At 52.3% G+C, this 12140-nt stretch carries 12 protein-coding genes; 4 read left to right on the plus strand and 8 right to left on the minus strand.

Going from position 1 to position 12140, the window contains the following annotated elements; genetic code table 11:
• The coding region (locus tag ACO0LD_RS20080; RefSeq protein ID WP_423009955.1) for an IS3 family transposase at positions 1-214 on the plus strand (214 nt) is incomplete at its 5' end.
• Between the two features lie 258 nt (positions 215-472).
• Here ACO0LD_RS20080 and ACO0LD_RS20085 read toward each other — a convergent pair.
• Entirely contained in the window at positions 473-1813 is a 1341-nt protein-coding gene (locus tag ACO0LD_RS20085) for an ATP-binding protein (RefSeq protein WP_423009956.1), read from the minus strand.
• Positions 1813-2559 carry a response regulator gene (locus ACO0LD_RS20090; RefSeq protein ID WP_423009957.1) on the minus strand — a complete coding sequence of 249 codons (747 nt, stop codon included), beginning with the start codon at positions 2557-2559 and terminating at the stop codon, positions 1813-1815. Before ACO0LD_RS20090 ends, ACO0LD_RS20085 begins: the two co-directional genes overlap by 1 nt.
• A gap of 258 nt (positions 2560-2817) precedes the next feature.
• On the opposite strand from ACO0LD_RS20090, the gene ACO0LD_RS20095 reads away from it, so the two are divergent.
• Complete coding sequence (locus ACO0LD_RS20095) at positions 2818-3348, plus strand: DUF2147 domain-containing protein (protein ID WP_423009958.1); 531 nt, start codon at positions 2818-2820, stop codon at positions 3346-3348.
• Positions 3349-3401: 53 nt separating this feature from the next.
• On the opposite strand, the gene phhA is transcribed toward ACO0LD_RS20095, so the two are convergent.
• Complete coding sequence (gene phhA / locus ACO0LD_RS20100; RefSeq protein WP_423009959.1) at positions 3402-4307, minus strand: phenylalanine 4-monooxygenase; 906 nt, start codon at positions 4305-4307, stop codon at positions 3402-3404.
• A gap of 88 nt (positions 4308-4395) precedes the next feature.
• The gene (hppD, locus tag ACO0LD_RS20105; protein ID WP_422950750.1) at positions 4396-5508 is read right to left on the minus strand and encodes a 4-hydroxyphenylpyruvate dioxygenase; all 1113 of its coding nucleotides are present in this window, start codon (positions 5506-5508) and stop codon (positions 4396-4398) included.
• Positions 5509-5686: 178 nt separating this feature from the next.
• Here hppD and ACO0LD_RS20110 point away from each other — a divergent pair, with 178 nt between their 5' ends.
• On the plus strand, positions 5687-6190 hold the full coding sequence (locus ACO0LD_RS20110) for an Lrp/AsnC family transcriptional regulator (protein ID WP_186953207.1): 504 nt from the start codon (positions 5687-5689) through the stop codon (positions 6188-6190).
• Between the two features lie 609 nt (positions 6191-6799).
• On the opposite strand, the gene ACO0LD_RS20115 is transcribed toward ACO0LD_RS20110, so the two are convergent.
• The 4 genes from ACO0LD_RS20115 to ACO0LD_RS20130 all read right to left on the minus strand — a co-directional run bounded on the left by ACO0LD_RS20115 (position 6800) and on the right by ACO0LD_RS20130 (position 11527).
• Positions 6800-7486 (minus strand): GNAT family N-acetyltransferase, encoded by a 687-nt coding sequence (locus ACO0LD_RS20115; RefSeq protein ID WP_423009960.1) that lies wholly within the window; start codon positions 7484-7486, stop codon positions 6800-6802.
• A 133-nt stretch (positions 7487-7619) separates the two neighbouring features.
• Positions 7620-8813 (minus strand): multifunctional CCA addition/repair protein, encoded by a 1194-nt coding sequence (locus ACO0LD_RS20120; RefSeq protein ID WP_423009961.1) that lies wholly within the window; start codon positions 8811-8813, stop codon positions 7620-7622.
• 23 nt (positions 8814-8836) lie between these two features.
• Entirely contained in the window at positions 8837-9550 is a 714-nt protein-coding gene (locus tag ACO0LD_RS20125) for a glutathione S-transferase family protein (protein WP_423009962.1), read from the minus strand.
• Positions 9551-9568: 18 nt separating this feature from the next.
• Positions 9569-11527 (minus strand): transglycosylase SLT domain-containing protein, encoded by a 1959-nt coding sequence (locus tag ACO0LD_RS20130; RefSeq protein WP_423009963.1) that lies wholly within the window; start codon positions 11525-11527, stop codon positions 9569-9571.
• Between the two features lie 33 nt (positions 11528-11560).
• Between ACO0LD_RS20130 and ACO0LD_RS20135 the strand changes: the two genes are divergently transcribed.
• Positions 11561-12139: a 5-formyltetrahydrofolate cyclo-ligase gene (locus tag ACO0LD_RS20135; protein ID WP_423009964.1), complete on the plus strand. Its 579-nt coding sequence runs from the start codon at positions 11561-11563 to the stop codon at positions 12137-12139.
• Position 12140 lies beyond the last annotated feature (1 nt).

A 12140-nucleotide genomic window follows, 5' to 3' on the forward strand; every position in this document is an offset into this window, starting at 1 on the left:
GGACAATGCTGTTGCAGAGCGTTTCTTCCTTAATTTGAAGATGGAACGCGTCTGGCAAGGCAGCTATGCTAATAAAATGGAAGCAAGACAGGACATCGTTGCTTATATAACGAATTTCTACAACACCGCACGTTTGCATTCCACATTGGGATATTTATCTCCCTCTGTCTTCGAACGTCACTACGCTGTAAATTCTCCTATTTCTTTGTCCTGATTTACTTGACCACTACAGTATTCAAAGAAAGGCGACCCAGGCGTAGCCGCCCCTGCGGGGTTCCCGTTTGTGCAGTACAAAAAATGGGAAGGCCCGAAACTCGCCTTTGGCTCAAACAGCGGTCCTTCTTAATCCATTTTCTGTACAGCACAAACGGCGTCTACACATGGGAACGGCAAAGTCAAAATCAACTGCAACTGCAACTGCAACTGCAACCGCCACTCACATTCTTCGCGATCAATTGCTCACCGATTAAACCTACTCCACCCCAGCCTGCAAAGGCAACCTGACAATCACCGCCAAACCTCCACCCTCACGATTGGCAAACCGTATCTCGGCATGCAGTTGCAACGCCAGTTGCGCCACGATCGCCAGGCCCAGGCCAGCACCGCCAGTATCACGGTTGCGGGATGATTCAAGTCGTACGAAGGGTTGCATGACGGCGTCCCACTGGTCCTGGGGGATACCTGGACCTCTGTCTTGTACCGTGATGACTGCACACTGCTGATCACTGCCCAGGATGGCTTCTACTTCACTGCCAAACTTCAGGGCATTGTCAATCAGGTTGCCAAGCAGGCGAGACAGGGCCAAGGGCCGGGTTTGTATGATCTGGTTGCTATTGCCATGCAGGCTGACTTGCTGGCCGGTGTCGCAATAGTCCTGTACCAGGCTGCCTGCGAGGGCGTCGAGATTGATCTTGCTGCTGGCTTCCTGGTCGGCTTGTAGTTGATTTTGTACTTTGGCATAGGCCAGACCTTGCTCTACCAGTTTTTGCATGGCGTGCAGGTCGGCCTGCATTTTGTCGCGTTGGCTGTCGTCGTCCATGAGTTCGGTGCGCAGGCGCAGGCGGGTGATGGGGGTTTGCAGGTCGTGGGTGATGGATGCCAGGATTTGCATGCGTTCTGCGAGATACGTATCTATGCGTTCCTGCATGTTCTGGAAGGCGGTTGCGGCACGAAATACTTCGCGCGGGGCGCGGGCAGGGAACTGCGGCCTGGCACCTGGTTTTACCATGGCGTCGGCTGCTTCAGCCAGCATCGCCAGCGGGCGTGTCGCTGTCCTGACTGCCAGCCAGGCTGCCAGCATGACGATGGCAAGCTGTACGCAGAGCAGCGAGAACATGCTCCATTGTATGGTGTAAGGTGTTGCAGTCAGGCGGACGGTGATCGGCGCGCCATCACTCAAAGTCAGATGCAATTGCAGGATTTTTTTATCACCTTCCATGCGCACACTGATCCTGATTTTTGCCGGATGCTCCAGATTGTTTTTGATGGCCTCTATCGCCTCGTTGGCAATGTCCAGGTCTATGCTGTCCTTGGCATCAGCGGGGGCTGCCTGCAAAGTATATTCATAATTGTTGCGGGCCAGTTTGTCCAGCCAGGCCTGACGTTCACTGACTGGCAGGCGGTCGAGAAATGAGATGGCATTGGCGACATCCTTGCCTACCGAATAGACCATATGATTTTTCCTGACCTGCATCTTGTCCCATTGCGACGAGGCAAACGAGAGTGCATAGGCCATCAGCAGGGCACTGAGCAAAATCAGGCACAGGCGGCCAAACAGGGTATGCGGCCAGTGCGGGCTTTCTGTGATATGCATCAAGCCTCCTCAGGTGCCGTGACCGGTGCACAAAATACATAGCCTTCGCTGCGCACGGTTTTGATATAGCGTGGCTCGCGGGCATCGTCACGCAAATGCTGGCGCAGGCGGCTGACCAGCAAGTCTATGGAGCGCTCGAACAAGTCGGCATCGCGACCCTGGGTCAGGTTCAGTAACTGGTCGCGATTCAGCACTCTTTGCGGATGCTCGACAAAGACTTGCAACAAGCGGTATTCAGCCCCGCTGAGTGCGACCATGACACCGTCTTTATCGAGCAGATGGCGCGCCAGGGTATCGAGTTGCCAGTCACCAAACTGCAGCATGGCGGGCGGTTTTTGTTCGCGCAGCTTGGGCGGCAGCATGCGCGTACGGCGCAAGACGGCTTTGATACGGGCCAACAATTCCCGTGCAGCGAAAGGCTTGGTCAGGTAATCGTCGGCACCCATTTCCAGACCTACTATGCGGTCAGTTTCTTCTGCTCGTGCAGTCAGAAAAAACAGGGGAATGACTTTGTGCGGGCCTGAGCGCAATTCACGGCACAGGCTCAGACCATCTTCACCCGGCATCATTATATCGAGCACGATGAGGTCAATGGCATTGCCTTCCAGCAAGGCGCGCATTTGCTTGCCGCCTGCCGCCGTACTGACCTTGTTGCCATTCTTGCGCAGGTACAGGGCAGTCAGTTCGCGTATTTCTGCATCATCATCAACGATGAGGATGTGATCCGGGGATTCTGTGTTTTCCATGTGCTGAGCTGGTTGTGTACTAGTTGCGCATTCTTGATGCACATTTTTGATGCGCATTTTTGATGATTCATTCCATAGTGCTTTATAGCTTAAATCGCGGCAGAGACAAAATCTTTTGTATCCCAGTGTATCTGAGTGCCGTTGACACATAGTCAGATGCAAATATGGCATTTCCTGACATCTGCCAGATACCTTGCACCTGTCTAATGAGTTTGCCGTGATGACTTCATCACCTCGACAACTTCAAGGAGAACTGACATGAAAAAGCAAATGATCGTTATCACCACTTTCGCCACACTATTGATGAGTGCCTGGTCTGCTCAGGCGCAGCAGGCTGGTTTGTCTGATTACTACCTGGCACCTGTGGAAGCTCAAATCCAGGCGAACAATCTTGCCAGCAGCAAGGCTGGCGCAGTCGCCGGTACCTGGCTCACGCAAAGTGGCAGTCTGGAAGTACAAATCAGTAATTGTGGTCAGGCCTTGTGCGGCAAAGTCAGCAAGGTCAACGATGCGGCCAATATGAGTAATATGAGTGCCATGGGTAGCACTGCTGCTCCAGTGTCTGCAATACCTGTGCTGGGCAAGACTATCATGGAAGGTTTTACTCCAGGCAAGGCCGACACCTGGTCTGGCAAGATTTTCAATCGTGCCGATGGCCAGACCTATGCTTGCCAGATGCGCATGCTGAGTCCGACCGAACTGGAAGTTACGGCATACAAGGACAAGCCAGAAAATGGCCGGACACAGGTGTGGACGCGCGTCTCAAATACCGTTACTGCGCAAAAATAAAAATGGGAGCATCGCTTGATGCTCCCATTTCATTTTTCAATATCAATCCAGACTTACGGCAGCAATTCAACTTCACCCGGCAATAAAGTATTGGCTGGCAAGGCATCGAGTTGTTTCAGGCGCTCATAATAAGGCGTGAAATCCGGTGCCGTGCCATCAAACAATTGCTGGAAATTGTCGATGACAAAATAGGTTTCCTGGAAGCTGTCTATCTTGTACAGGGTTTGCAGGCAACGTTCTATGTCAAGATGGATATGGCGTGAAGGAGTACCCGGCTTCAGGCAATATTCGACTTCGCCACCCGATGACAAGATGCCCGCGCCATAGATGCGCAAACCCTTGTCCGTCTTGATCAGGCCAAACTCCACCGTGTACCAGTACAGGCGTGCCAGATAATCCAGGCCGCCCAGCTTCATCGCCTTCAAACCACCCTTGCCATACAACTGCATATAGTCGGCAAAAATCGGATTGAACAGCATGGGCACATGGCCAAAATAATCGTGGAATACATCGGGTTCGACGATGTAGTTGAATTCCTCAGGCGTGCGCAACCAGACCGTGATCGGGAAGCGGCGGTTTGCCAGGTGCTCGAAGAAAGTCAGTTCCGGGATCAGGCCAGGGACGGCGACAATGCGCCAGCCGGTTGCGGCAAATAGTTCGGCAGAAGTGCGTTCAAACCTGGGTATGCCATCGGCGGCATTCATCTTTTGCAGTGCTTCTATGAACTCGTCGCAGGCACGGCCAGGCAAGAGTTCCATCTGGCGCTGATACAGCTTGCGCCACAGTTCATGCTCTGCTTCGGTATAGGCATCCCAGTCTTGCTCGACGACATATTGCGCGTCGGCTTTTTCATAATTGCCGCGCAGGGCTGCACCATTGGATTTTTCGGCAACAGTGGCCAGAAAATCGTCGTTGCTGACAATCGTGTCAGCAGTAGCGGAAGTAGCGATAGTATCCATATTTTTCAGTGAAAAAGGCCGGCATCAAGATGATGACCAGCCTCTTTCATATCTCCATTAGCTATTGGCGAAACAAAGTTTTAATGCATCAGGCAGTTGTTTCGTCTTTGATGACGCCACGACGGATCTGATCAAGCTCAATAGATTCAAACAGGGCACGGAAATTACCTTCACCAAAACCCTGGTCGCCCTTGCGCTGGATGATTTCAAAGAAGATAGGGCCGATGACTGTCGTCGTGAAAATCTGCAACAGCAATTCACGCGATGTTTCTGTGCTCTTGCCATCCACCAGGATGCGCAGCTTGCGCAATTCTTCCAGGTTTTCACCATGGCCAGGCAGGCGACGATCGACCAGGTCGTAGTAAGTTTCTATCGTGTCCTGGAACACCACGCCATTGGCTTTCATGCCGCCAACGGTGTCATAGATATTGTCTGTGCCCATGGCTATATGCTGCACGCCTTCACCGTGGTACAGGTCCAGGTATTCAGCGATCTGGGATTTATCATCAGAAGATTCATTGATAGGAATACGGATTTTGCCGCAAGGTGAAGTCATGGCTTTTGACTTCAGACCTGTGTGCTTACCAGCGATATCGAAATAACGGATTTCGCGGAAGTTGAACAGGGTTTCATAGAAATCTGCCCATTCCTTCATACGACCACGATGTACATTGTGGGTCAGATGGTCGATATAGGTCAGGCCCTTGCCGACAGGATTGGAATCCACGCCTGGCAGTGCCACGAAGTCAGCATCATAGATGCTGATATTGCCGATGGCGCCTGCATCTGCACCATCTTTACCATGCCAGCGGTCAACAAAATAAATCAGGGAATCACCGATGCCTTTGATGGCAGGTATGTTCAGTTCCATAGGGCCGGTTTTATTGTCGAAACCCCAGGCACCCAGTTCCAGTGCGCGCTTGTAGGCGGCGTTGGCATCCTTGACGCGGAAAGCGAAAGCGCAAACGGACTGGCCATGTTTGCGGGCAAATTTTTGTGCGAAAGAATCTGGTTCGGCATTGATGATGAAGTTCACACCGCCTTGACGGAACAGGGTCACATCCTTGGTGCGATGTTTGGCTATCGCGGTAAAACCCATGGTGACGAATAATTCGCCGAGTGCTTTTGGATCGGGTGCTGCATACTCGATAAACTCAAAACCATCGGTACCCATTGGGTTTTCCCAAGTTTGGAAAGTCATGCCTGTCTCCTCAGTGTGATCATCAGTGTTTGCTGCATCTACCGCTTTCAAGGCTGGCTTTGATGTAGCTCAAGCTCTCAGTATAGTCCGCAAAACGCGCCATATAATTGCAAAATAACCCAATGATTCATCGATTTGAGCAATAATATTGCTTAATTTATTTGGTATGGGGCAGATTATGCTTGAAGTTGAACTGGACAAGATAGACCGCAAAATACTGGCGATTTTGCAGGCAGATGGCAGGCTGACCAATCAGGAAGTGGCTGAGCGCGTCAATCTCTCGCCCTCGCCCTGCCTGCGTCGCATCAAGCGGCTGGAAGACAGCGGTGTCATCCGTAAATACGTGGCCTTGCTGGAACCGGCCAAGATAGGCCTGGGCTTGCTGGCCTACGTCAACGTGCGGCTGGAAAAACATAGCGATAATCCCGGCAAGGGGGCTTCACGCTCACCACGTGATGACTTCTCTGCCTCGGTGGGGCAGTGGCCAGAGGTGGTGGCCTGTTATGCGATGACGGGGGAAATGGATTATCTCTTGCGTGTGCATGTGGAAGACATGAACCACTTTTCGCGTTTCATGATGGAGACGCTGTTGCGGCATCCGGCGGTGCTGGATGTGAAGTCTAGTTTTGCCTTGCAGCAGATTAAGGATACGACGGCCTTGCCGGTTGTGGTGGGGGTGTAAAGGTAGTGTGTTTGGGGAGAGTTTGCTGACTGGGCCGTTTTAGCCGGTCGTTTTAATATGGCTGGCCTTTACATCGTCGCTCCTGCGAAGGCAGGAGTCTAGCGGCGTTCGTTGCATACTTTTGTCGTATGTAAAACGATTACCCTTCGTGGATGCAAGCCGGGTCTCGGCCCGGCAGCCGAAATACTTTCTTTGCGTCGCCAAAGTAAGTATTCAAAGAAAGGCGACCCAGGCGTCGTCGCCCCTGCGGGGTTCCCGTTTGTGCAGTACAAAAAATGGGAAATGCCCGAAACTCGCTTCCCTTGCAGGGCGCACAATCGCTTGCAAGCGATTGCCGTTACGCTGGCGAGATGCATGCATCTCGAAACCCCAGCTACACCTCAAACACGGGCATTTCTTAATCCATTTTCTGTACCGCACAAACGGCGTCGACACATGGGAACTGCAAAATTCAACAACAACACCCAAAGTCAAAATCAACGTCAATACGACTTGTACTAAGATCTCTTAATATTCAGTTAATCAACGATTGAGATGCAGAGGAAACCAAGGTTTTACCTTCTCTCCCGTATCGTGTCTCTAAGTCGAAACGTCTGAACTGTACAGTAATTACTTCGAACTATCCTTCATCCCCGGCAAATTACTCAGCCATTTGGCAGCAGCCCGGGTATTTGCCTTGATGCTGTAGTCAATCGCTGCGACCTGTTCCTGCATGGCTTCCTTGAGCATGCTGGCGGCGTCGGCTGGCATGAGTTTGAGGTAGGCGTCGGCTTCGCCGTAGGCGCGGTGAATTTCCATGCCAGCTTTTTTGGCGATATGTATCATGGTTTGATTCGATGACAGGCAATGCATGTACAGGGTATCGACATCGTCATTTCGGCAGTGGATGGCTCCACGTTCAAACAGTTTTGAACCTATGCCTTTGCCGCGGGCGGAGCTGGAGACGGAGACGCCAAATTCGGCGACTTTGTCTTTGTCTGTAGCTTCATCATCTTCTGCGCGCGGGGCATAGGCCAGGTGGCCGACGCCGACGATGCGGAAATGGTGGCTGATGACGCCGAATACCTTGTCGCGGGAGAAGTCGATGCCTTCTACATATTTTTCTACCATGGCATCGGGCAGATAGGTGCCAAAGCGCAGCAGGCGGTCACTTTCCTCAAGGCCGAGGAAGTGTTTCATGATGCGGTGCCTATCCTTCTCTGACAATTCCTTGACGAAAACTGTGGATTTGGAGGGTTTTTTTTGGGAATCTAACAAGTGCTTGGGATCTTCTGGAAAAATATCTGACGCATTCATAGCAGCTCCTTATGGGTAGCCTTTTGTGCAGTGCACAATGCATTGTAGATGATCTGTCCGGATTATTCCAGAAAAGCCCGGATTTTGAGAATAAAACTTCTATTCTCTTCATTTTAACTAAATTTAACTGAATTTAACTGTTTTTGGCTTCTAGCGCCGCAATCCTGGCTGCCCGTATTGCGACAGGAATTTGTGCAGGACTATCGACATGCAGACTGGCTATCTCGCCACCATTGACTTGCAGCGCCACTTCCAGCGCCTTGCTGAGCCGGGTTTGTGGCGCATATGCAGTGTCCGCCTGCGCATACAGGCAAGCTGTAGCATTTAATAATTCATGGAAGCGCTGGGGTTTGCGGTAAGCGTCGCAGCGCCCCAGTAAATCTATCACTTCAGCGGCAGACAGCGAACCGGCATCTTTGATGCGCAAATGCTCACGTGCCAGCATGACAGCGAGGTCGCGGCATTCTGCAGGCACTTTCAAACGCTGGCTGATGGCATCTGCCAGGGGCATGCGCTGTTTTTCCTGGGCTGCTGCAACTTGTCCATCAGTTTTAACAGCAACAAGATCATGCAGTAACACGGCATAACGTGTCGTCAAGGGCTGGCCTGTCTGTGCGGCGGCATCCAGCAAGGACATCAATTGTTCCGCCTTGCTGGCGTGATTTGCTGCGGGGATAGTCCATAAGATATCAAGCTCAGGCAACAAGCGTTGCAGTGCGCCACAACTGCGCAAGACCTCAAACATGCGTGAAGGACGTGCTTCCATCAAACCACGTGAAATTTCTTGCCATACCCGTTCTGCCACCAGTGCATCGACTTCACCGGCAGTCACCATGGATTGCATCAGCGCCGTGGTTTCTGCTGCCACGCTGAAATCCTTGGGAGGTGTGGCGAAGCGTGCTGCAAAGCGGGCCAGGCGCAGTATGCGTACCGGGTCTTCGCAAAATGCCATTGATACATGGCGGAAGATGCGGTTTTCCAGGTCTTGCAATCCGCCATAAGGGTCAATGATATTGCCGTCATCATCCTGGGCCATGGCATTGATGCTGAGGTCACGTCGTATCAAGTCCTGTTCCAGCGTGACTTCCGCATCGGTATGAAATACAAAACCCTTGTAACCGGCAGCGGTCTTGCGTTCGGTGCGGGCCAGGGCATATTCTTCATGGGTCTTGGGATGCAGGAATACCGGAAAGTCCTTGCCCACTGGCAAAAAGCCTTTTGCCAGCATGTCTTCCGGTGTGGCACCAACCACGACAAAATCACGGTCTTGTACCGGGAAGCCCAGCAAGGCATCGCGCACGGCACCGCCTACGATGTATGTTTTCATCTATGTCTTCATGCAGCTATGGCTCAATCGCCGTGGCGGTTGTCATGGCCGGGCATGTTTTCGGTTTCCAGCAAGGCCTCCCTGATCCACAGGGCTACCGCTGGGTGAGCGATGACACGGTCGGCATAGGCTTGCAGGGCTGGTGCCAGAGAGACCCCATAAGTGCGGAAACGCATGACCACCGGCGCATAAAATGCATCAGCAATAGAGAATGCACCGAACAGAAATTCATGTGCACCGTAAGATGACAGGCAATCTTCCCAGATTTCACTGATACGGCCTATGTCTGCCTGCGAGCCTATGGTACGGCCCTTGCCAAACAGATCGGCGCGGATGTTCATGGGCATGTCAAAGCGCAGGGAAGAAAAACCGGAATGCATTTCGGCGCAAATGCTGCGTGCCGTCGCTCTTGCTGCGACATCTTCCGGCCACAGATTGAGGATGGAGAATTGCTCGGCCAGGTATTCGCAAATTGCCAGTGAATCCCAGATCGTGATTTCACCCGCCAGCAAGACAGGTACGCGGCCAGCGGCTGAATATTCGGCGATGCGGTTGGTGGTATCTGGCTGGTGCAGCAGTATGCGAATTTCTTCAAACGGGATGCCAAATGCCTTCATCAACACCCATGGGCGCATGGACCAGGACGAATAATTTTTATTGCCTATCACCAGGCGCAAACCGGCACGGTGCTGGTCCAGCATGGCGGCCAGGGCGGGTTGCATTTCTGTATCTTGCATGATGTCTACACTTGAAAATTAAGGAAGATCAGGGTCGCCAGCAGTCATGCCCTTGGGCACGACGATACCGAGACGTGTCTTCAGTGACTGCGGTTTTTTCTCGAACAGGGCGGCGTAGTAAGTCGCATTCGACAAGACGTTTTTGACATAGCCACGGGTTTCATTGAAGGGAATAGTCTCGGCAAAAATTGCCCCTTCCACCGGTTTGCTGAGCTTGGAACGCCATGCGCGCGGGCGACCAGGGCCAGCATTATAAGCAGCTGACGCCAGTGCTTGCGAGCCACCCAGGTCAGTCAAGACCATGTTGAGGTAATTTGTGCCCAGGGCGATATTGGTTTCCACATCATTGACCTGGTTGGGAACAAAGTTACCCAGGCCAATTTTCTTGGCCACATAACGCGCTGTTGCTGGCATCAATTGCATGAGACCAGATGCCCCCACATGCGACTTGGCATTCATGATGAAGCGTGATTCCTGGCGTATCAAGCCATATACCCAGGCCATGTCCATGCCCAGTGCCTGGGTAGTCTTGTACATGCTGTCATTGAATGGGGTAGGGTAGCGCTGGCTGAAATCCAGTTCACCCTTGGTGCGGTCAGAAGTATTGACCATGCGGTCGAGCAAATTGTTTTGTCTTGCCAGCTCAGCCGCTGCCAGATGCTGGCGCTCGCTCATCTTGCGCAATTCCCAATTCCATTCACGCGTGCCTTCAAAGCGCAAATTCATGGCATAGAACTTCAGCGCTCTTTGCAGGTTGGGATTTTTTTCCATCGGTGCCAGTTCTTCTGGCGTCAATGGCTTGACTGTTGCTGGCAGGCCTATTTTTTGACCCTGCTCTTCAAGTGCGAGTTGTCCATAGAAATGCAGTTGATCGGCGATGCTGGCAAACTGCTGACGCGCTTCTTCGTTCTTGCCTTCTGCCTTCAGAGCGCGGCCATACCAGTAGACCCAGGTTGGCTCGCTTTTCAGGCTGGCAGGCATGGCAGTAATGCTGGATTTCACCAGTTTCCAGTCGAGTTCACGCAAGGCAGTGCGGGTTCGCCATTGGTAGCCTTCCAGCGTTAGTGGCGCGCCTTCGCTTTTTTGCCAGTAGCCTAAAGCTTCTGGCTCCAGCTTCAAGGCCGCCTGCATGGCGATCTGGGCCCAGCCTAAAGCGCGTTCATTATCAGTGAATAAACTTGCATGACGACTCAGTGTGGCAGCAGCCTGCTCATGGTCAGTTTTTGCCAGGCGACCAAGGGCGATCAGGTAGAGTTCATGCGCAGCATGTCCGGCATCCGGTGCTTTTTTCAACAGGCCAGCAGGTTTGTCGATGACTTCTGCAATTTGTTTTTCTGGCACGTTCAACAGCTTGCCCAGACGTTGCGCCAATGGCGTGGCACCGTTTTCTGCCGCCATGCGCATTTGTGCCCACAAATCATACTGGTTGAATTGCCCGGTCGTGGCCAGATAAGTCACCAGGGCATAACAGCCTTCGCCATAATCGCGTGGGCTATTGAGCAAGTTGCGTGCTTCGGTCGCGACTTTCTGTTGCTTCATGGCTTTCGATAGCAGGGAATAGCAGCGCAACTGATTGTCGTCAGCAACGACAAATTGCGGATATTGCTGATCGAATAAGTCCCATTCACCGCGCCTGCCCAGCAGTAACAACCAGTCATTACGGAGGCGGTCCGCGATGGCGCTGCCTTCATACTTGCTAATAAATTCACGGAATTCACTATTGCTGGTTTTTACCAGGCGCGAACGTATGCGGTAATAATCGATGTAGGAAGGAATGTCATAATTCTTCAGCGTCGCAGCATATTGCTCGACATTGGCGGCATCGTCATGCATGGCGGCATCGCGCAGCGCCATGAAACGGTCATCGTCATTGGCAATCAGGCTCCTTTTCGCTGGCGCTGCATAGGCGAAAGGACTTGTTGCGAAACCTGCTAAGATCATCAGGCTAAGACCAGCTAAACTTTTTTTCACAGACATCTTTTGACAGTTTGAGATTACATTTCTGACAGTATGACACAGCCCAAGAATAGCGAACACAAACTCAGCATTGAAACAGTGCAAAGTCGCCCTGAATTGCGCAAGCTTTTGCGCAAAAAACGCCTTGATATGACGGCAGATCAAAAACTGGCGCTGGATACTGAGATCGGAAGACAATTACTTGCATGGTGCAGGCAAAACAAGCCAGCCAGCCTGGGGGTATATTGGCCAATACAGGCCGAACCGGATTTGCGTCCCCACTATCAGCAATTGCAGGAGAACGGTGTCCATCTGGCCTTGCCACTGGTGGTAGCCAGGGACCAGGCTTTAAGTTTTCTGGACTGGCAGATGGGGGATGTCATGGCGGTCGATAGCTATGGCATTGCCATCCCTGCACATGGCAGGCTGGTAAGCCAGCCTGAGGTGTTGATCATCCCTTGCCTGGGCTGGAATAAAGCAGGCTATCGGCTGGGTTATGGTGGCGGCTTTTATGACCGTACCCTGGCTGCCAGCCCGCGTCCTGCAGCGATAGGTATCGCTTACGCCCGCACTGAGGCTGAATTTGCCTCAGAGCCGCACGATATTGCGATGGATTTCATCATCAAAGCTTGAC

The organism is Undibacterium sp. Ji83W, assembly GCF_049340385.1.
Lineage (GTDB): Bacteria > Pseudomonadota > Gammaproteobacteria > Burkholderiales > Burkholderiaceae_D > Undibacterium.